This is a genomic window from Mesorhizobium silamurunense (assembly GCF_014843905.1).
GTDB classification, from domain to species: domain Bacteria; phylum Pseudomonadota; class Alphaproteobacteria; order Rhizobiales; family Rhizobiaceae; genus Mesorhizobium; species Mesorhizobium silamurunense.
The window spans coordinates 1-19,019 of record NZ_LPVS01000076.1; the positions used below are offsets into that span (position 1 = coordinate 1).

Below are 19,019 nucleotides of genomic sequence, written 5' to 3' on the forward strand. Positions count from 1 at the left end.
CCAACAGCAGATCCACGCGCGCAACACCACCGGTTTTGCCCCGGTTACGGACGAATGAAGCAGACTCAGTGTGAGCGGTGTGATGTTACGCGTGTCCCGCTTGAGCGTTCAAGGGCCAATGACGGCATCGCACCTGTGCCTGGCGAGCGCGACCGCTTGCCCTTGTGATCCGAGCCTTGCTTGCCCGGCTGACGTGGCGGAAAGAAGCAGGGACGGCGAGTGGAGTCGACATTGCGTGAGGATATCACTATATAGCGGCGGCTTTCGGTTTCTCGCCCTTTTGGCGCGCCTGCGAGATCGCCGTAAATGCGTTGCCTGTTGTGACGGAAATCGGTCTGAAAAACCGGGAAAAAGCAAGCAGAAACAAATAGAGCGGATCTTTGACGATCCTGGCCAAAGCATCATCATCCTCAGCAATCTGAACGTGTTCCCTGAACCCTCCAATTCCTTTCCCTGTGTGGACCTTGGGCAAAACGTCTTGCCGGCCGAGGCCGACTCGGCTCGAATGGAGCGTGCATACTTTGGCGGGATGGGGGCGTTCATGACTACCAACCGGCATTGCCGCTAGGGAAGAAGCAGTATGAGTGAACATGCCATCGAGTTCTTGCGCGGATGGATTGGCGAAAAGGTCCATTGCCAGCATTCGCCGGCCAAGATCGAGAAGCAGGCCGAGACCCTCGCCGAGGAGTGCTGCGCCAAGGCAGCCGAGGAAGGCATTCTTCTGGAGGATATCCAGGAAGAAGTCGGCGACATCAAGGAACTGATCGCATCGCGGCTCGAGGAAGTCGCCGAAGAGAGCGAGCAACAGACGACGTCGGACAAGCCGTCCGAGTGAGATGCCGGTCCCGGCTTGAGCCGGGAAAGACAGGCATGGTTCAGCCGGATCTTGCCTCCGGCTTACCCGAATTTCTCTTTGAGCCATTCCTTGGGCAGCGCCGGCACGAAATTGCCGTCGCGCCCCGTCATGTCCTCATTGGCGATGAGCGCGCTGAGGATCGCTTCCTCCACCCCCTGCACGACAGCATCGAAGAACGGGTCGATATCGACGTCAGGGATGAACTCCGCGCGGGCGATGCGGCCTGAAGCCGCCAGCGCTGCCTCGGGATTGGCGGTCGAGAAGGCGAGAAAGATATCGCCTGAGCTGTGGTAGCCGTAGCCGCCGGTCATGGCGATGCCTAGCGGCACCCGCCGGGCGAGGCGCTTCATCTGATGCGGCAGGAACGGCGCGTCGGTGGCGACGATGGCGATGATCGAACCCTTTTCGGCGCGCGCCGTGGCCTCGCGGATCGCCGGTTCGGTGAGCTCCGGCTCGATGCGCCGGCCACGGATGGTGAAGTTGCGCCGCTTGCCGAAATTGGCCTGCACGAATACGCCGAGCATGTAGCGGCTGTTCTGCCATTCGACAATGCGCGAGGCGGTGCCCGATCCGGCCTTGAAGCCGAATGCGATCATGCCGGTGCCGCCGCCGACGCTGCCTTCCTCGATGGCGCCGCCTGTTGCACTGTCGAGTGCCGCGGCGACATGTTCGAAGCCGACATGATGGCCGTTGATGTCGTTGAGGAAACCGTCATAGGTCTCCGCCGCCACCGGCAGGCCCCAACCGCTGTCGAGCGCCGCCGGCAACACTTGGTTCATCCAGCGCAGCGTGCCGTCACGGGTGACGCCGCATGAATGGGTGTTGGTGATGGTGATCGGCAGGTTGAAGGCGCCGGTCTCCTCGATAATGTGCGTGCCGGTCAACTCGCCATTGCCGTTCTGGCTGAACACGCCGGCAAACACCGGTGTCGCAAGCTCGCCTCGCGGCCGCGGCAAGATAGCGGTCACGCCGGTGCGAACCGGCCCCTTGCCGACCTGGAGCGGGCCGTCGCCGGCAATCAGCGTCGTATAGCCGACCGTGACGCCCGGCACGTCGGTGATACAGTTGAAGCGGCCGGGCGTGCCGTCCAGGGCTATCCCGAACGAGCGCAGACGCGGCTTGCCAGATGGCGTGCGAAGATGCGGGTCGCTGCTGCTCATGCCGTCCTCAGAACAACGAGCCCTGGTTGCCGGGCTCCTTGGCCTTGCCCGAAGGTTTGGCGGCCAGCTTCGGCCGCGCCCCGCCGCTGGTGGCGATGGCCTCGGCATTGCCATCGGCGAATTCCAGTTGCAGTGCCGCACCGGGGGCCAGCTCCGCGACGCGCTTGATGACGGCGCCGTCGGCGTCCTTGACCAGCGCGAAGCCGCGCGCCAGCACGGCCTTGTGCGAAAGCGTGGCGAGCAGCCGGTCGGCCTGGGTGAGAGCGGCACGCAGGCGGTCGATCTGCCGCGCCAGCGCTTGGTCCTGCCTTCGTGTCAATCCGGCCAGCACATCGGCCTGAGCTTTCTGCCGCCTCACGATCGGCGCGGGCGACAGCCTGACCGACGTGCGCTGGAAGCGCGCACGGCTTTGGCGCACGATGGCAAAGAAGGCGGCGCGCGCGCGGGCTATGTCGCGGCCGGTCAGCGTGCGCGTCTCGTTGAGGCGGCGCGACAAGGTCGCCGGCGTCAGCCGCTGCTGATCCAGCCTTGCGCGCTTGCGCTCGATGCTCACCGTCAGGCCACGGCCCAGCCGGCTGGTCGCCTCGTCGAAGCGGCGGCGCGGCAGCGCCAGCAATTGGTCGGGCGAGGGGAGCGCGCGCGCCGCGGCGCGCACCGCCTGGCGCTTGCGCTCCAGATTGCGCGAGACGCAGGCGTTGAGCCGCGCGCCGAGGCTTGCCAAGGTGGCCTCCAGGTCCGCCCTGACCGGCACGGCGATCTCGGCCGCGCCCGTCGGCGTTGGGGCGCGCATGTCGGCAACGAAGTCGATGAGGGTCCAGTCGGTCTCGTGCCCGACTGCGGAGATCACCGGGATATGCGAGGCCCCGACAGCGCGCGCCAGACCTTCGTCGTTGAATCCCCAAAGGTCCTCGAGGCTGCCGCCGCCGCGCGCGACGATCAGGACGTCGGGTTGCCGTATGGCGCCGTCCCAGGTGAGCGCGTTGAAGCCGTTGACGGCTGCGGTCACTTCCCTGGCGGTTGTCTCGCCCTGGACTCTTACCGGCCACACCAGCACGGTGAGCGGGAACCGGTCCTTGATGCGGTGGATGATGTCGCGAATCACCGAGCCCGTCGGCGAGGTCACGACGCCGATGACGCGCGGCATGAACGGCAACCGCCGCTTGCGGCCGGCATCGAACAGGCCTTCGGCCTGCAGCCGCCGCTTGCGTTCTTCGAGCAGCGCCATCAGCGCGCCGGCGCCCGCCGGCTCCAGATTGTCGATGACGATCTGGTAGTTGGATTTGCCGGGATAGGTCGTCAGCTTGCCGCTGGCGATCACTTCCATCCCTTCCTCGGGGCGGAATTTCAGCTTGGACATCGTGGTCTTCCACACCACGGCGTCGATCCGCGCGCGGTCGTCCTTCAGCGCGAAATAGGCGTGGCCGGAGGAATGCGGCCCGCGATAGCCGGAAATCTCGCCGCGCACCCGCACATTGCCGAAAGCGTCCTCGACCGTGCGCTTCAGCGCGCCGGAAATCTCGCTCACCGTATATTCGGTGGCATTGCTGCGTGATTCGGTTGCTGCTTCGCTCATCGCGTGATTGGGGAACGCTTATTGGGCCGCGTCAAGGCAGGGAGCAATCCCCGCTAATATTATAACGCGATCTTAAGCCCGATTTGGTTTGACTGGCCGCAGGAAAACCGGCCGGAAACGCATGAGCGGACGCACCAACAGCAGCCCATTGACGCATCAGGTCACGCTGACCGTGCTGACGCTGGCTGTCTTCGCGCTGGCCATGGTCGTCGGCTTCGGCTTCTACGCGGCGTCGCAGGCCGACAATGCCTCGCTCGAACACCAGAAGATGTTCATCGCCGACGGTTTGAAGGATCAGATTGCGTCTGTTCAGCGTGAGCAGGAAAGCGTTTCGGTCTGGGATGACGCGATCACCAATGTGAAGGCTGCGAACCAGACCTGGATTGAGGAAAACCTCAGCGTCTGGATGTACACCTATTACGGTCACAACCGGGTCTACATACTCGACGCCGCCAACCATCCCGTCCACGCCATGCAGGAAGGCAAGGTGGTCGATCCGTCCGCCTATGGCAAGGACGAGCCTGCCTTGCAGGCATCCATCGAGAAGCTGCGTCGCATGCTCGCTGAGTCGCCGAAGGCCGATGCCTTCGGGCAGCCGGCCAAGATGGTGGCGGAGGATCTTGTGTCGCTCCAAGGAAAACCGGCGATCCTGAGCGTGATGCCGCTGCTGCCGAGTTCGAACCGGGTCACGCAGGCGCCAGGCACCGAATATCTGCACGTTTCGGTGGAATTCATCAACGACGCGGTGATCAACAAGATCGCCGAAAAGTACCTGCTCGACGGCGCGCGCCTTGTGCCGCTGTCGCAACCGGTCGGCGCCGCGGCCGTCCCGCTGGTCGATTCCCGCGGCGTCATCCTCGGCTATGTCGGCTGGGATCAGGAACGGCCCGGTCTCACCCTGGTGCGCAAGATGGCGCCGGCGCTGGGCGTGGCGCTGCTTGTGGCAGCGGGCGTCCTGGCGTTCCTGCTGCGCAGGCTCCGCCGCGCCTCGTCCGCGCTGCAGACCAGCCAGGATGAGGCGCAATATCTCGCCTTCCACGACACGCTCACCGGCCTGCCTAACCGGGCTCTGTTCGAGGACCGCTTGCGGCGGGCCCTGCTCAGGGCCGGCCAGGATATCGCGGTTCACGACATGGGAAGGGTGGGGTTGCTTTATCTCGACCTCGACCGCTTCAAGCATATCAATGACACGCTCGGCCACCCTGCGGGCGATGAGCTGGTGCGCCAGACGGCGGCCAGGCTGCAGCACACCGTTCGCGAGGTGGATACCGTGGCGCGGCTGGGCGGCGACGAGTTCGCCCTGATCCTCGTCGACATCCGCGATATCCGTGCCGCCGAGGATATCGCCGAGCGGCTGTTGCAGAAGTTGCAGGAGCCATTCAAGCTCATGGAAGATCAGGTCTTCGTCAGCGCCTCGATCGGCATCGCGCTATCGGCCGGCGGCGAAACGGATGCCGACGATTTGCTGCGCAAGGCCGACATCGCGCTCTACGAAGCCAAGAAGAACGGCCGCGGCCGGCACTAGGTCTTCGCCGGCGACATGGACGACCTGCTCTTGCGCAAGCGCAAGGTCGAGACCGAGCTTCGCAAGGCCCTCGACGGCGGCACCGGCATCAGGCTCGCCTACCAGCCGGTGTTCGCGTCGAACGGCAAGACGATCCTCGGCGCGGAGGCGCTGATCCGCTGGGGACATGATGTGCATGGCACATTGCCGGCTGCGCAATTCATCGCCATCGCCGAGGAGCGCGGCATGATCGGCCAGCTCGGCGCGTGGGTGCTGCAGGAGGCCTGCCGCTTCGCCGTGCGAACCGACTTGCCGTGGCTCGCCGTCAACGTGTCACCGCTGCAGTTGCGCGACGCCGGCTTTCCGGAACAGGTTGCGTCGATCCTTGCCGACACCGGGCTGGCGCCGCAGCGCCTGCAGTTCGAGATCACCGAAAGCGTGCTTCTGGACAATAGCGATGCTTCGAGGGCCGCTCTGGCCACCTTGCGTCAGTTGGGCGTCGGCATCGTTCTGGACGATTTCGGTACCGGGTATTCATCGCTGAGCTACCTGCGCCGCCACGCCATCGACAAGCTCAAGATAGACCGATCCTTCGTGCGGCTTCTCGATGGCGACGGCAACTCGGCGGCGATCGTCAAGGCGCTGATCGATCTCGCCATGGCGCTCGGGGTCGACGTCACCGCCGAGGGTGTCGAGACCGAGGCGCAGAAGGTGCTGCTGGTCGCCATGGGCTGCCGGCAACTACAGGGCTATTTCTTGTCGCCGCCGCTCGAGCCGGTCCAACTGCTCGGCCTTTCCGGTCTGACTTCGCCGGACGAGGTCGAGCCGACCGCCGCTCGCGCCTAGCGCGACCGAACAAGGCCCCAAGGATTACCAGCCAGGCAGGATCTGGTTTGCCTTAGTCCGCTTCATCTTGGCATAGGCGAGCGCCGCGAAGTCGAAGCTCCCTGTCTCTTCGCCGACCGGCACGGAAATGTTGTCCAGGCTTTCCGCGATGTGGCGGGCGAGCGCGTCGACGATCTCCGGCTGCGAGGTCTGGCCGCGCATGATGCCGATGCGGCAATCCGGCAGCGCATCGAACCCGTCGGCCTCGCCGAGTACGCGCATGCCGGGCCTGAGCGCGCATTCCGGTAGCACCGAGATGGCGAGGCCGGACAGCACGGCGGCGGTGATCACGGTGGCCGAGAAGCTGGAGAAGAGCACGCGATATTCGCGGTTCTGCCGGTCGAGCACGTCGACGGCCGCGCGGCGCCAGATGCAGTTCGGCCGGCCGAACGCCATCGGCAGGATCTCCTGCTCATGCGTGGCGTGGTTCGCCGAGGTGACCCACAAAAGCGGCTCGCGCCGCACCACTTCCGACTGGCCGCGCGTGTCGTTGTGCGTCACCAGCGCGAGATCGAGATTGCCGCGCTTTATGTGCTCGACCAGGCCCGGCGTCGGCTCGCAGATGACGGTTAGCTCGACGCGCGGGTTGGAGCGCGAGAAGCGCGCCATGATCTCCGGCAGGAAACGGTCGGCATAGTCGTCCGGCGTGCCGATGCGGATCGTGCCTTCGAGCCGCTGGTCGTCGAAGGCGGCGAGCGTCTCGCGATTGAGGTAGATCAGCCGCCTTGCATAGGAAAGCAGCCTGTCGCCTTCCTCGGTTAGCTTGTTGGTGCGGCCGTCCTTTTCGAACAGCGGCTTGCCGATCCGCTCCTCCAGCCGGCGCATCTGCATCGACACCGCCGACTGCGTCCGGTGCACCTCTTCGGCAGCGCGGGTGAAGCTGCCGGTGTCGGCAATCGAGATGAAGGTCTGCAACTGATCGAGATCGAGCGGTGCTTTCATCGGGTCCAACCTATCATTGATGTTGATGCTAAAGATTAAAAACATTCGTTGGATTAATCAATCGCGCAGTGGCAAATTGGCATCGTCCACATGAAGGCATGTGTATCGAGACCCCAACGGCGCCCCTCCCAGGCGCCGATTGCATGGTTTCGTCCGCCCGACTCCTGAAGGAGAGACTGACATGACCACGATTGAATTCGCCTCCGAGACCCCGCGCATCACCACGCGTCCGGCCGTTGCGACGCGCGTGCTCAATGCGGTCGCCAACGCCTTTCGCGCCTGGAAAAATCGCCGCGCCTTCTATCGCCTTGGCGAGATGTCGGATGCCGAGCTTGCCGATATCGGCCTGACCCGCGCCGATCTTCACGTCGCCATCGACGTGCCTTTCGGCCGCGATCCGACTGCGAAACTGCGCGTGATAGCCAGCGAGCGGGCCGACACGGTCGAGGATCTCGCCCGCAAGGTCGCCTGACTGGCTGCGCGACTGCATTTCGGTCGCCCTTGAACCTTTTGAAGGCCCGGCGCGACCAAGCTTCATGCAGGCTCCCACACTCCCTGCCGGTTCCCCGCCGGCCTGCCTGCACATTGCCCGGTTCTCCTCCAGGACCGGGCATTTTTTTCGGGGTGTCGGGATTCAGGTGATGCCGGGCTGCAAATGGCGGCTTTCTGCGCTTCCGGTGCTCACGTACTTCAAGTACGCTCCGTTCCGGTTCTCGAAATCCACCATTTTCGACTCGGCCTGACCTGAATCCCGACACACCGAACGTCAGCGATAAGACCTACCGCCGGTCCATGCCGCGCTTGAACTGGTCGAAGATCGTCTCCATGCCCTTCTGATACTCGTCGCGCTGCTGCGCGCCGGTCTCGAACATCCTACCGAAGATATCGTCGAACGGGTTCCGCGGCCGGCCGCTCGGATTGGTTTGCGGCTGCGGCGGCTGACTCTGCTGTGGTTGGCGCTGTTGCGGCTGTTGTGGCGCCGGCTGTCCGCCGGGCAGCCCGAACCCGCCGCCGCCCTGGCGCAGCATCTCCTCGAAGATCTTGCCGAGCGGACTGTCGCCGTAGGGGCTTTGCGTCTGCTGTGGCTGGTTCTGCTGCGGTCGGCCTTGCGGCTGCTGCGCGCCGCCGCCGAACATGTCTTGCAGCACCTTGCCGAGCGGATTGTCGCCGTAAGGGTTTGGCGCTTGCTGCGGCTGGCCTTGCGGCTGTTGCGCGCCGCCGCCGAACATATCCTGCAGCACTTTGCCGAGCGGGTTGTCGCCATAGGGATTGGGTTGCGGCGCCTGACGCGGTTGCTGGGCCTGCACACCGCCGCCCACTTGCCGCATCATCTCCTCGATGATCTCGCCGAGCGGATTGCCGCCGCCGAAGCCGGCGGCCTGCATTTGATTGTTGGTTTGCTTGAACAGCCCGCCCATCATCATCGAGGCCATGGCCGGCAGCATCTGCTGCAGCACCTGCTGGCTGAGCCCGGTGGCCTGCGCGGCCTGGGCAGCGACGGCGCGCGACAGGTCTTTCGAGCCGAACAGATGGCCGAGGATGCCGTTGCCTTCATCGATGCCTTGCGGCGTGAAGGCCCGGGTGGCGTCCTCGAAATATTTGGCGTGCTGGCCGCTCGCCATCGCTGTCATGAAGGCGCCCATCCCGTAAGGATCGGCTGTGTTACGCTGGAGCCCTTGCGAGAAGGCCGGCAGCAGTGCTTGGACCGCTGCCTGGGTCTGCTGCATCGACAGGCCATACTGCTGAGCCAGCGCCTGCATGCCGGCGCCGTTCTGGGCTTGCGAAAACATATCGAACAGGGAAGGCATGGGATCTCCTCCGCAATATCCTCACGGAGGAACCTAGTTCGTTTCCATCCCCGATTGAAGCAGCTTTTGCCGCGTCACTGTCAGGCGGCAGGCGAACGGTTAATAGGCATATTCCATGAACACCGGCTCGATCGAGCCGCCCCAGCGCGTGTGATAGGCCGACAGCATCTCCTCGGCGCTGGTGGTGCCGCGCGCCACGACTTCGTCAAGCGTGTTGAGGAACGAGGTCTCGTCATAGCCGTCGCGGTTCTTGCGCGCGCGGTTCTTCAGCCCAGTGCGCGCGATGGCGAGTACGTCACGGGCAACCTCGCGCAAGGTGGTGTTGCGGAACGGCGCCGCAATGCCGTGCTCCGGCACCGCGTTGCGCATCGCCAGCGCCTCCTGGTAGGTCCAGCTCGAGGTCAGCGCTTCGGCGGCGTCCAACGCCTGCTCGTCGTAGAGCAGCCCGACCCAGAAGGCCGGCAAGGCGCAGATGCGCCGCCACGGCCCGCCATCGGCGCCGCGCATCTCGAGAAAGCGCTTCAGCCGCACATCCGGGAACAGCGTCGAGAGATGGTTTGCCCAGTCGCCCATCGTCGGCAGGCCGTCGGGAACCTCGTTGCGGGCGGCGCCCGCCATGAACTGGCGGAAGGTGTAGCGCGTCATGTCGTGATACTGCCCGTCGCGAATGACGAAATACATCGGCACGTCGAGCGCCCATTCGACATAATCGGCAAAGCCGAAATCCGGCGCGAAGCAGAATTCGAGCATGCCCGAGCGCTGGTTGTCGGTGTCGCGCCAGATGTCGCCGCGCCAGCTTTGCAGCCCGTTCGGCCGGCTCTCGGTGAAAGGCGAATTGGCGAACAGTGCCGTCGACAGCGGCTGCAGCTTCAGCGACACCTGCATCTTGCGGCGCATGTCTGCTTCGCTTTCGAAATCGAGATTCACCTGGATCGTGCAGGTGCGGTACATCATGTCGAGGCCCTTGGTGCCGACCTTCGGCATGTAGCGGGTCATGATCTCGTAACGCGACTTCGGCATTTTCGGCGTTTCGGCGAGCGACCATTTTGGGCTGCCGCCGAGCCCGAGGAAGCGGATGCCAAGGGGCTCGGCGATCTCGCGCACCTGCGCCAGATGCGCGTTGCCCTCGCGGCAGGTCTGGTGGATCGTTTCCAGCGGCGCCCCGGAGAGCTCGAACTGTCCGCCCGGCTCCAGCGAGATCGCGCCCTGGCCGGTCGGCTCGACCAGGCCGATGATGCGGCCGGCATCCATGATCGGATCCCAGCCGAGCTTTTCCTGCATGCCTTCGAGGATGGCGCGGATGCCGCGCTCGCCGCCATAGGGCACCGGCGCGTTGCCGTCGACATAGAAGGGGAATTTCTCGTGCTCGGTGCCGATGCGCCATTTGTCGCGTGGCTTGTTGCCCGCGGCCAGGTAGCCGACGAGTTCGTCGATGCCTTCGATTGGACTGGTATCGGTTGTGTCGCGCGCCATGAAAAAGCCTCCGCAGCGGTCGGTCGACCGCCGGGCGCTAGATGGACGAAATGTCAGTAGCCGATCAAGCGAAAAATCCTGAGCCACGGCTCAACTGGATTTGATCACCAGTCGCCGATCGTCGCCTGCATCACGGCAAGCGCCGCCACCGCCGCCGTATCGGCGCGCAGGATGCGCGGTCCGAGCGGGATGGCGGTGACGAAGGGCAGCGCCCGCAGCATCCTGCGCTCATCGTCGGAAAATCCGCCCTCCGGCCCGACCAGCAGCGCGAATTTTTTCTCACTTACCTTCTGCAAAGCCGGTAGCGGATTGGTGGTCGAGGCATCCTCGTCGCAGAAGATCAGCCGCCGTTCCTTGTCCCAGCCGCCGAGCAGCCGCTCCAGCTTCTCCGCCTCGCGCACGTCCGGCACGGCCAGGATACCGCATTGCTCGGCCGCTTCGACGACATTGGCGCGCAGTCGATCGATGCCGGGCTTTGCCACTTGCGTATGCTGAGTGATGACCGGCTGCAGGATGCCGGCGCCCATTTCGACCGCCTTCTGCACGAGATAATCGAGCCGGCCCTGCTTCAGCGGCGCGAAGCAGTAGACGAGATCAGGCAGCGGCGGCTGCGGCCGCTGCAGGGAGACCACCTTGAGCCGGACGGCTTTCTTGGATCTGGCGGCGATCGAAGCCGACCACTCGCCGTCGCGGCCGTTGAAAAGCAGAACTTCGGCGCCTTCGCCGAGCCGCAGCACATGCGCGAGATAGTGGCTCTGCTGTTGTCCGGCATCGAATTCGAGGCCCGGTTCGAGATCGTCCGGCACGAACAGCCGCTGCATTTTGTAATTAGCGCGCATGGCCGAGCAATGGGCGAGGCGATGGACGCCGTCAAGTATCGGCGGACGGATGCCAGACCGGCACGTAGCCTTGCCTTAGCACCGAAACGCTGGTGGCGGGCGTGATCAGCCGCAGCGATCGCCCAGCGAGGCGGTTGAACGGAACAGGCTCGGCATAGCCTGCGAAGGACCATTCGAGCGCCTTGCCGGTGCGGAGCGCATAGGCGGTCTCACCGTCGGCCACGACTGCTCCATCCGGCAAACCGGCGAGTTCATCCGACGAGACGGGCGGCGGCCGGCCGCCCGAGGCCAACCGCTCCTTGTGCAGCCGTTTGTCGACCATCGGCGCGCGAGGGTCGGGAACGTCGAAGGCCTCGCCGAAACGCCGCACGAAGTCGGCCGCCCGTTCGCGCCGGCAGAAGAAGCAGGGCCGGTGGCCGGAGGCTAGCGCCGTCACCTCGTCGAGGAAGAACAACTCGGTCCAGCCGGCCTTGCCAGCGGGGCGATTGCGGCCCATCGGCTCGCGCCGCACGTTGCGGAACTCACAAGCGCAGATGATCCAAGCCGGCAAGGCCCAGCGCTTCCTCAGAAGCGTTTTCGTCTCGGGGTCATGGATGATGCCGCGATTGCCCATGAACAGGCCGCGCTCGGGCACGGCATGGATGGCGCCGAACGGATCGACCCGGTTCTGCAGTGGCATAGCTTTCTCTCCGGCACGCAGCTTGGCTGAAAGGGAGGCGGCATGATATCGCTCGCCCCAGCAATTTCATGTCAGCAGGGTTTCTAGATGCGGGTGCTGGTGGTCCAGAACTACGACAATACCGGCCTCGGCCAGGTCGGCGCCGCTCTCGCGGAGGCCGGCGCCGAGCTCGACCTGCGCCGTCCTTACCAGGGCGATCCGCTGCCGCAGGACGCGAATGGTCACGATGCCATGGTGGTGCTGGGCGGCGGCCAGAATGCGCTGGCCGACGACGACTATTCCTATTTTCCGGCCTTGCTCGAACTGACGCGCGATTTCGCCGGCAAGGACCGGTCGGTGCTCGGCATCTGCCTTGGCGGCCAGCTCGTCGCCCGCGCCTTTGGCGCCGACAACCACATCGGCGGTGCGGTTGAATTCGGCTGGCGTGGCGTATCGCTGACGACGGCGGCCAAGGCCGATCCGGTGCTTGGCGCGCTGCCGGAAAATTTCCCGATCTTCCAGTGGCACGACGACACGTTCGACCTGCCCGAAACCGCCGTCCGGCTTGCCGGCAACGAAGTCGCCACGAACCAGGCCTTTCGCATCGGCCGCGCCGTCTATGGCTTTCAGTTCCATTTCGAGGCCGACCGTCCGCTGGTACGCGACTGGAGCACATCCTTCGCATCGCTGATCGCCGACCGTCACCCCGACTGGGCCGGCAAGCTCGACGACGAGATGGCCCGCAACGGCCCCGATGCCGACGCTGCCGGCCTGGCGATCGCCCGCGCCTGGGTGGCGACCATCTAGTCATCTCACCGATCGTTCCAAGCGTGACATAATTGGCACGCGACGGCGGTTCCAGCTGGGGAAAACCAGCTTCGTCCTTGGCTTGTGCTCGCCCGCCATCCTAGAAGGCGCCCGCTCTGTATCGTCCGTGCAACCGCGATGAACCTTCTGTGTGATCCAAGCGACACACCGGCGATACAGAATCTGCTTAGAAGCGCGAAATCGTCGAAACATTGAGACGCATTTTATCGTTTCAACGCATTGGTAACCGCCTCGTGCACAGATGCAGAAAGCTCAACCAGAGATGACGTCCGTGAAAGCAGCGCTTTTGTCCTTTGTCATGCTGTCTGCCATCGTCGTGTGCGGCCTCGGCATTTATTCGGCCGACGCAGCCAACAATCATCAGGCCGTCGACGGCTACGGCGTCACCGCCGCGCTTCGCTAAGCCTGATCCTTCCCGATAAACGGAAGCACGGTTCGGGATCGCGGCTAAGCCGCTTTTCCCGTTACAGTCAGGATGCGCTTGTCCGCGCCGGCAACGGCGAGAGCGCTCAGCGTTCCCGCTTGCCAGGCGAGTGTGTCGACATTGACGCGGTTGGCCATCACCTCGGCTTCCGGCACCGGCGTATGCCCGTGCACGATCACTTTGGGATACAGCCCCGGGTGATCGTGAAAGGCGTCGCGGATCCAGATCAGGTCTTGCGGGCTCTGGCTTTCGAGCGGAATGCCGGGCCTGATGCCGGCATGACAGAAGAAGAAGTCGCCGAAGGTCACTGAAAAGGACAGCGACTTCAAGAAATCGATATGGGTTTGCGGCACCGCGTCGACCAATGCCGCGTGTCCATGCAGCAGCGTGTCGTCCGACCTGTCGAACCAGCCGCCGCCGGACGAAAGCTTCACGCCGTAGGACAGCGCTGTCTGGACGCCGCCAAAGCGCATGAACAGGCCGTTCGCGTCGGGCTCGTCGAGAAAATCGAGCATGCCCATATCGTGGTTGCCGGCAAGCATGATGTTGCGCGGATCGCGCTTCTTGGCCTCGATCAGGAACTCGATGACGCTTTTGGAGTCCGGCCCGCGGTCGACATAGTCGCCGAGATGAATGATGCGCCAGTCGGACGACGGCGCGTATTCCAGTTCGCTCTCGATCCCGCGGTGCATGGCGGCGAGCAGGTCGTGACGGCCGTGCACGTCGCCGATGGCATAAAGCCGCATGCCTTCCGGCCCGCGCGCGTCGAGATAGTGGATGCCCGTTTCAGTCAAGGCGAGCGTCTTCCCGTGTCGGTCATCACGGGAAACTAGGGCGGATCGGTGAATAAGCCCCTAGCGCCGCAGCTGGTCCTTGCCCATGTCGGTTACCAGACGCTTACCGCACAGCGCCAGCGTGATGTCCATTTCCTTGCGGATGATCTCGAGCGCCTTGGTGACGCCCGCCTTGCCCATCGCGCCGAGCCCGTAGAGGAAAGGCCGGCCGATATAGGTGCCCTTGGCGCCGAGGCAAAGCGCCTTGAGCACATCCTGGCCCGAGCGGATGCCGCCGTCCATGTGCACTTCGATCCTGTCGCCGACCGCATCGGCGACCTCCTCCAGCACCGAGATCGAGGAGGCGGCGCCGTCGAGCTGCCGCCCGCCATGGTTGGAGACGACGATCGCGTCGGCGCCGGTCTCGGCCGCCAGCAGCGCGTCCTCCTTGTCGAGGATGCCCTTCAAGATCAGCTTGCCGCCCCAGCGCTCCTTGATCCAGGCGACGTCCTTCCACGACAGCTGCGGGTCGAACTGCTCCGTCGTCCAGGACGACAGCGAAGAGACGTCGCCGACGCCCTTGGCGTGGCCGACGATGTTGCGGAAGGTGCGGCGCGGCGTGCCGGCGATCCCCAGGCACCAGCGCGGCTTGAGGGCCAGGTCGATGATGTTGGCAATCGTCATCTTGGGCGGCGCCGAAAGCCCGTTGCGCACATCCTTGTGACGCTGGCCGAGGATCTGCAAGTCGAGCGTCAGCACCAAAGCCGAGCACTTCGCCGCCTTGGCGCGGTCGATGAGGTTGAGCACGAAATCCTTGTCGCGCAGCACATAGAGCTGGAACCAGAACGGCTTCTTGGTCACCGAGGCGACATCCTCGATCGAGCAGATGCTCATGGTCGAGAGCGTGAACGGCACGCCGAATTCCTCGGCAGCCTGAGCCGCCAGCATCTCGCCGTCGGCATGCTGCATGCCGGTCAGCCCGGTCGGAGCCAGCGCCACCGGCATCGCCACCTTCTCGCCGATCATGGTCGATTCCAGCGAGCGGTTGCTCATGTCGACCAGCACGCGCTGGCGAAATTTTATCTTGCCGAAATCCTCCTCGTTGGCGCGGTAGGTGCTCTCCGTCCAGGCGCCGGAATCGGCGTAGTCGAAGAACATCTTCGGTACCTTGCGGCGCGCCATGTCCTTGAGGTCGGCGATGGTGAGGATGTCGCTCATGATGGTCCCCGCTTGATCGATGCTTAGGAGCGTTTGCGTGTGGGTTCGATGTCGCCGGCCTCGGAGCGTTGCCTGAGCCTCAGCCGCGATACGCGCTGCCAGTCGCCGCTGCGCTCGGCTTCCGCCATGGAGCGCTCGACATAGGTGATATGGTCCATCGCGGCCTTGCGCGCCGCGGTCGGATCCGCCGCCTTAATCGCGACGTGGATCGCCCGATGCTGCTCAAGCAGCGCCTCGCGCGCGCCTGGCACGGTGAAGACCAGAAGCCGGTTCTGGAACACGCCCTCGGACAACAGCCGATAGCAGGAGCGCAGCGTATGCAAAAGGATGATGTTGTGCGCGCATTCGCAGACCGCATGATGGAATTCGACGTCGATTTCCGCCTCGTCGTCGAAGTCGCCGGTGCGGTGCGCCTCGTCCATGCGCGCCATGATGCGGTCGAGCAAGGCGAGATCCTCGGGCGTTGCGCGCCGCGCCGCATATTCGGCCGCGATCGCCTCGATCTCGCGCCGGTATTCCAGATAGTCGGTCACCGCCTTGCGGTGCATCGAGATCAGATCGGTCACTGGCTTGGTGAAAAGCTGGCCGATGACGTCGGCGACATGCGTACCGCCGCCCGGCCTGGTGGTCAGCAGCCCGCGTCCCTCCAGTGCCTTCAGCGCATCGCGCAGGATCGGCCGCGACACGTCGAACTGGCGCGCCAGCTCGCGCTCGCCCGGCAGCCGGTCGCCGGTGCGCAGCACGCCTTCGAGGATCAGGCTCTCGATCTGCTGCACCACCTCGTCGGCGGTGCGCGAATGCTCGATCCTGGAGAAGATGTCGCTCAACGGAGGGCGCCTGGGAACGGGATGGATGTCGCGCAGATTAAAGCCTCTGTCGCCAACTGGTCAAATTATTTATCCAATTCACCGGATCCGGTCGGTTCTGGCGCCGCGCCGTTGCATCGGCGGCTGCTAAAATTTGCTGTTTACGTGCCTTGCCGATTGCCGCAAGAAAACCCGATTGCACGAACGGTCGAAACCAGGGGGGCCAGCCGTGTCGGACGAGACGTCCAACCTCGAATTCCAGCCGCGCGCCCAAGGTAGCGTCCTGGGCTTTCCGGCTTATGAAGGACGCCCCGGCGCGCTGGGCGAGGTCCATGCTCGTCCGCATCCGCTGGTCGAGAAGCCGCGCGTGCTTATCCAGCTTTCCTTCATGACCGAGGGGGGTTCCGGCGTCGACCAAGCCGTGCTCTCGGAACTGTCGCGGCGCCTCGGCATCGCAGCGCCTGAGCGTCATGCCCGCCATCACGCCATGAGATGGGGCAAGGGCACGTTGCGCTGGGAGCGACACACGGAATTCTCGACCTATCTCTGGGAAGGGCCGCTGGCCGAAAACGGCCGGGGCCAGGAGGATTCGCCCTTCGGTAACGGCTTCTCGCCGCCGGGAACGGTGATTTCCGGCATCCGGCTCGAGATCCGCAAATGGACGCAAGCGAGCGAGAAACTGATCGCCGGTTTCGACCCGACCAGCCTCTGCTATTCGCTGGTCGAGCGCGGCGCCGCGGCAATCGTCACCGACTTTCGCCAGGACGGCGATGGCCTGACCCGCATGCTGGTGCTCGACCGAGGCCTGACGCCGGCAAGCACCGGCGCCTTGTCGCAGCGGCTGATCGACATCGAGACCTACCGGACCCTTGCCATGCTTGGCCTGCCGCTGGCGCTGACCTTGTCCGGCCGCGCCCGCCGTATCGAGGACCGGCTGGCGCAGACGACGCTGGAGATGAAGGCGGTCGAGACCCGCGACAGCCAGACCTTGCTCGCCGACCTCACCGAGCTCGCCGCCGAACTCGAAGCCGACGCGGCGTCCAGCCTCTATCGCTTCGGCGCCAGCCGCGCCTATGATGGTATCGTCACCGAGAGGCTGGAGGCGCTGGATGAAGAGCCGGTGCAGGGCTACGACACCTGGGCCGGGTTCCTGCTGCGGCGCATGGCGCCGGCCATGCGCACCTGCCGCTCCGTAGAGGAGCGTCAGGCCAACTTGTCGCGAAAACTCACCCGCGCCACCACGCTGCTGCGCACCTGGGTCGATGTCGAGGTCGAGAAGCAGAACCGCGACCTGCTTGCCTCGATGAACAACCGCGCCCGGCTGCAATTGCGCCTGCAGCAGACCGTCGAAGGCCTCTCGGTCGCCGCCGTCTCCTATTATGTCGTCGGCCTCATCGGCTATGTCGCCAAGGGCGCGTCGACCTTCGGCCACGCCTTCGCGCCGGAAGTCGTCACCGCGGCTTCCGTGCCGGTCGCCATCCTGCTCGTCTGGTGGGGTGTGCGCCGCGTGCGGCGCATGCATTCCGAGCCGGCCAAGCATCCGGGCGAGTAGGCACCCGGACTTCCTGCGGATACGATCGATCGCCAGCGGCAGATTGCCGCTGCGGAAGCGCGTGTATGGCCGATGTCGGATCCCGACCAAAGCAGGGTTTGCAACAATCGCGCTTCACTGGTAAAAGATTTTGACCAGTCGAGCGGAGGAAGCGCCGATGTCCGGCCTTGCCATGCCCAAGCCAGATGCCGAGACGATGCGCCGGCGCGCCGAGATCGTCGCCGACATGCGCATCATCGTGCCGGGCGAGGGCGTCGTCGACACGGTCAACGAAATGCGGGCCTTCGAGAGCGACGGCCTCACCGCCTATCGGCAATTGCCGCTGGTGGTGGTGCTGCCGGAGACGGTGGCGCAGGTCTCGCGCGTCTTGAAATACTGCAACGAGCGCAACATCCGCGTCGTGCCGCGCGGCTCGGGCACGTCGCTCTCCGGCGGGGCGCTTCCGCTTGAGGACGCGGTGCTTCTGGTGATGAGCCGCTTCAACCGCATTCTTGCGATCGACTATCCCAACCGCGTCGTCGTCGCCCAGCCGGGCGTCACCAATCTCGGCATCACCACCGCCGTCGAGCAGGAGGGTTTTTACTACGCCCCCGATCCATCCTCCCAGATCGCCTGCTCGATCGGCGGCAACGTCGCCGAAAATTCCGGCGGCGTGCACTGCCTGAAATACGGGCTCACCGCCAACAATGTGCTGGGCATCGAGATGGTGCTGATGAATGGCGAGGTGGTGCGGCTTGGCGGCAGCTATCTCGACCAGGAAGGCTACGACCTGCTTGGGGTCATGACCGGCTCGGAAGGCCTGCTCGGCGTCGTCACCGAGGTCACCGTGCGCATCCTGAAGAAGCCGGAGACGGCGCGTGCGCTTCTGATTGGCTTCCCGACCAGTGAAGAAGGCGGCCAATGCGTCGCCGACATCATCGGCGCCGGCATCATCCCGGGCGGCATGGAGATGATGGATCGCCCGGCGATCCACGCGGCCGAGGATTTCGTCCATGCCGGCTATCCGCTCGATGTCGAGGCGCTGCTCATTGTCGAGCTCGACGGGCCGAGTGTCGAGGTCGATCACCTCATCGGCCTGGTCGAGGCGATCGCCTACCGCAACGGCTCGACCACCTGCCGCATATCGCAGTCGGAGCAAGAGCGGCTGAGTTTCTGGGCCGGCCGCAAGGCGGCCTTCCCGGCGGTCGGCCGCATCTCGCCCGACTACTACTGCATGGACGGCACCATCCCGCGCAAGGAGCTGCCGCGCGTGCTGGCCGGCATGCGCGATCTCTCCGAAAAGTATGGGCTGGGCGTCGCCAATGTCTTCCATGCCGGCGACGGCAATCTGCACCCGCTGATCCTCTACGACGCCAACGTGCCGGGCGAACTCGACAAGGCCGAGAGTTTTGGCGCCGACATCCTGCGCCTTTGCGTCGAGGTCGGCGGCGTCTTGACTGGCGAGCACGGCGTCGGCGTCGAGAAGCGCGACCTGATGCCGGAAATGTTCAACCAGATCGACCTCGACCAGCAGATGCGGGTCAAATGCGCCTTCGACCCCAACCATCTGCTCAACCCCGGCAAGGTCTTCCCGCAGCTGCGCCGCTGCGCCGAGTTGGGGCGTATGCACGTGCACCGCGGGCAGGTGGCGTTTCCGGACATTCCGAGGTTTTGAGTGGACACGTTGGTGCTTAAGCAGGAACGCGACCTATCTGCTCTCCCCCGCTTTGCGGGGGCGAGG

At 64.8% G+C, this 19,019-nt stretch carries 19 protein-coding genes; 8 read left to right on the forward strand and 11 right to left on the reverse strand.

All coding sequences use genetic code 11. The features are described 5' to 3' along the window. Window positions 1–247: 247 nt before the first annotated feature. Window positions 248–397 (reverse strand): hypothetical protein, encoded by a 150-nt coding sequence (locus tag AU465_RS21455; protein ID WP_192252569.1) that lies wholly within the window; start codon window positions 395–397, stop codon window positions 248–250. 183 nt (window positions 398–580) lie between these two features. Between AU465_RS21455 and AU465_RS21460 the strand changes: the two genes are divergently transcribed. Further along, window positions 581–835: a DUF768 domain-containing protein gene (locus tag AU465_RS21460; RefSeq protein ID WP_192252572.1), complete on the forward strand. Its 255-nt coding sequence runs from the start codon at window positions 581–583 to the stop codon at window positions 833–835. A gap of 62 nt (window positions 836–897) precedes the next feature. Here the strand turns inward: AU465_RS21460 and AU465_RS21465 are convergent, their stop codons facing one another. Together AU465_RS21465 and xseA are read right to left on the reverse strand one after the other, a co-directional pair. After that, window positions 898–2,016, reverse strand: a complete 1,119-nt coding sequence (locus tag AU465_RS21465; protein WP_192252575.1) for a DmpA family aminopeptidase — start codon at window positions 2,014–2,016, stop codon at window positions 898–900. 7 nt (window positions 2,017–2,023) lie between these two features. Continuing rightward, window positions 2,024–3,589, reverse strand: a complete 1,566-nt coding sequence (gene xseA, locus AU465_RS21470; RefSeq protein WP_192252578.1) for an exodeoxyribonuclease VII large subunit — start codon at window positions 3,587–3,589, stop codon at window positions 2,024–2,026. Between the two features lie 121 nt (window positions 3,590–3,710). Here xseA and AU465_RS36700 point away from each other — a divergent pair, with 121 nt between their 5' ends. Further along, window positions 3,711–5,114 carry a sensor domain-containing diguanylate cyclase gene (locus tag AU465_RS36700; RefSeq protein ID WP_246506306.1) on the forward strand — a complete coding sequence of 468 codons (1,404 nt, stop codon included), beginning with the start codon at window positions 3,711–3,713 and terminating at the stop codon, window positions 5,112–5,114. A gap of 15 nt (window positions 5,115–5,129) precedes the next feature. Then, window positions 5,130–5,939, forward strand: coding sequence for a putative bifunctional diguanylate cyclase/phosphodiesterase (locus tag AU465_RS36705; protein ID WP_246506307.1), 810 nt, complete (start codon window positions 5,130–5,132; stop codon window positions 5,937–5,939). A gap of 24 nt (window positions 5,940–5,963) precedes the next feature. On the opposite strand, the gene AU465_RS21480 is transcribed toward AU465_RS36705, so the two are convergent. After that, the gene (locus tag AU465_RS21480; RefSeq protein ID WP_192252581.1) at window positions 5,964–6,920 is read right to left on the reverse strand and encodes a LysR substrate-binding domain-containing protein; all 957 of its coding nucleotides are present in this window, start codon (window positions 6,918–6,920) and stop codon (window positions 5,964–5,966) included. Window positions 6,921–7,101: 181 nt separating this feature from the next. Between AU465_RS21480 and AU465_RS21485 the strand changes: the two genes are divergently transcribed. After that, window positions 7,102–7,392: a DUF1127 domain-containing protein gene (locus tag AU465_RS21485; protein ID WP_192252584.1), complete on the forward strand. Its 291-nt coding sequence runs from the start codon at window positions 7,102–7,104 to the stop codon at window positions 7,390–7,392. Between the two features lie 307 nt (window positions 7,393–7,699). On the opposite strand, the gene AU465_RS21490 is transcribed toward AU465_RS21485, so the two are convergent. From AU465_RS21490 to AU465_RS21505, 4 genes are all read right to left on the reverse strand, one after another. Further along, a complete protein-coding gene (locus AU465_RS21490; protein ID WP_192252588.1) occupies window positions 7,700–8,728 on the reverse strand; it encodes a DUF937 domain-containing protein in 1,029 nt (342 codons plus the stop codon). A 99-nt stretch (window positions 8,729–8,827) separates the two neighbouring features. Then, complete coding sequence (locus AU465_RS21495; protein WP_192252591.1) at window positions 8,828–10,201, reverse strand: glutamate--cysteine ligase; 1,374 nt, start codon at window positions 10,199–10,201, stop codon at window positions 8,828–8,830. Window positions 10,202–10,305: 104 nt separating this feature from the next. After that, window positions 10,306–11,040, reverse strand: a complete 735-nt coding sequence (locus AU465_RS21500) for a 16S rRNA (uracil(1498)-N(3))-methyltransferase (RefSeq protein WP_192252594.1) — start codon at window positions 11,038–11,040, stop codon at window positions 10,306–10,308. Between the two features lie 31 nt (window positions 11,041–11,071). Further along, window positions 11,072–11,719: a hypothetical protein gene (locus AU465_RS21505; protein ID WP_192252597.1), complete on the reverse strand. Its 648-nt coding sequence runs from the start codon at window positions 11,717–11,719 to the stop codon at window positions 11,072–11,074. An 87-nt stretch (window positions 11,720–11,806) separates the two neighbouring features. On the opposite strand from AU465_RS21505, the gene AU465_RS21510 reads away from it, so the two are divergent. Together AU465_RS21510 and AU465_RS21515 are read left to right on the forward strand one after the other, a co-directional pair. Further along, the gene (locus AU465_RS21510; protein WP_192252600.1) at window positions 11,807–12,505 is read left to right on the forward strand and encodes a type 1 glutamine amidotransferase; all 699 of its coding nucleotides are present in this window, start codon (window positions 11,807–11,809) and stop codon (window positions 12,503–12,505) included. Window positions 12,506–12,788: 283 nt separating this feature from the next. Further along, window positions 12,789–12,929: a hypothetical protein gene (locus AU465_RS21515; protein WP_124997890.1), complete on the forward strand. Its 141-nt coding sequence runs from the start codon at window positions 12,789–12,791 to the stop codon at window positions 12,927–12,929. Between the two features lie 44 nt (window positions 12,930–12,973). On the opposite strand, the gene AU465_RS21520 is transcribed toward AU465_RS21515, so the two are convergent. From AU465_RS21520 to AU465_RS21530, 3 genes are read right to left on the reverse strand one after another with little or no spacing between them, the layout of a single operon-like run. Next, entirely contained in the window at window positions 12,974–13,744 is a 771-nt protein-coding gene (locus tag AU465_RS21520) for a metallophosphoesterase (RefSeq protein ID WP_192252603.1), read from the reverse strand. Between the two features lie 60 nt (window positions 13,745–13,804). Further along, window positions 13,805–14,941 (reverse strand): alpha-hydroxy acid oxidase, encoded by a 1,137-nt coding sequence (locus tag AU465_RS21525; protein WP_192252606.1) that lies wholly within the window; start codon window positions 14,939–14,941, stop codon window positions 13,805–13,807. A gap of 23 nt (window positions 14,942–14,964) precedes the next feature. Further along, entirely contained in the window at window positions 14,965–15,768 is an 804-nt protein-coding gene (locus AU465_RS21530; RefSeq protein WP_192252609.1) for an FCD domain-containing protein, read from the reverse strand. 208 nt (window positions 15,769–15,976) lie between these two features. On the opposite strand from AU465_RS21530, the gene AU465_RS21535 reads away from it, so the two are divergent. Continuing rightward, window positions 15,977–17,299, forward strand: coding sequence for a DUF3422 family protein (locus tag AU465_RS21535; RefSeq protein ID WP_192252612.1), 1,323 nt, complete (start codon window positions 15,977–15,979; stop codon window positions 17,297–17,299). Window positions 17,300–17,456: 157 nt separating this feature from the next. Beyond that, window positions 17,457–18,953 (forward strand): FAD-linked oxidase C-terminal domain-containing protein, encoded by a 1,497-nt coding sequence (locus AU465_RS21540; protein WP_192252615.1) that lies wholly within the window; start codon window positions 17,457–17,459, stop codon window positions 18,951–18,953. The last annotated feature ends 66 nt before the right edge of the window (window positions 18,954–19,019 follow it).

Bases quoted from the DNA above. Each gene is read 5' to 3' on its own strand.
- AU465_RS36705 (WP_246506307.1), top strand. From the start codon at position 5,130: ATGGACGACCTGCTCTTGCGCAAGCGCAAGGTCGAGACCGAGCTTCGC.
- AU465_RS21500 (WP_192252594.1), bottom strand. From the start codon at position 11,040: ATGCGCGCTAATTACAAAATGCAGCGGCTGTTCGTGCCGGACGATCTC.
- AU465_RS36700 (WP_246506306.1), top strand. From the start codon at position 3,711: ATGAGCGGACGCACCAACAGCAGCCCATTGACGCATCAGGTCACGCTG.
- AU465_RS21515 (WP_124997890.1), top strand. From the start codon at position 12,789: ATGACGTCCGTGAAAGCAGCGCTTTTGTCCTTTGTCATGCTGTCTGCC.
- AU465_RS21485 (WP_192252584.1), top strand. From the start codon at position 7,102: ATGACCACGATTGAATTCGCCTCCGAGACCCCGCGCATCACCACGCGT.
- AU465_RS21525 (WP_192252606.1), bottom strand. From the start codon at position 14,941: ATGAGCGACATCCTCACCATCGCCGACCTCAAGGACATGGCGCGCCGC.
- AU465_RS21460 (WP_192252572.1), top strand. From the start codon at position 581: ATGAGTGAACATGCCATCGAGTTCTTGCGCGGATGGATTGGCGAAAAG.
- AU465_RS21465 (WP_192252575.1), bottom strand. From the start codon at position 2,016: ATGAGCAGCAGCGACCCGCATCTTCGCACGCCATCTGGCAAGCCGCGT.
- AU465_RS21495 (WP_192252591.1), bottom strand. From the start codon at position 10,201: ATGGCGCGCGACACAACCGATACCAGTCCAATCGAAGGCATCGACGAA.
- xseA (WP_192252578.1), bottom strand. From the start codon at position 3,589: ATGAGCGAAGCAGCAACCGAATCACGCAGCAATGCCACCGAATATACG.
- AU465_RS21505 (WP_192252597.1), bottom strand. From the start codon at position 11,719: ATGCCACTGCAGAACCGGGTCGATCCGTTCGGCGCCATCCATGCCGTG.
- AU465_RS21510 (WP_192252600.1), top strand. From the start codon at position 11,807: ATGCGGGTGCTGGTGGTCCAGAACTACGACAATACCGGCCTCGGCCAG.
- AU465_RS21480 (WP_192252581.1), bottom strand. From the start codon at position 6,920: ATGAAAGCACCGCTCGATCTCGATCAGTTGCAGACCTTCATCTCGATT.
- AU465_RS21540 (WP_192252615.1), top strand. From the start codon at position 17,457: ATGTCCGGCCTTGCCATGCCCAAGCCAGATGCCGAGACGATGCGCCGG.
- AU465_RS21490 (WP_192252588.1), bottom strand. From the start codon at position 8,728: ATGCCTTCCCTGTTCGATATGTTTTCGCAAGCCCAGAACGGCGCCGGC.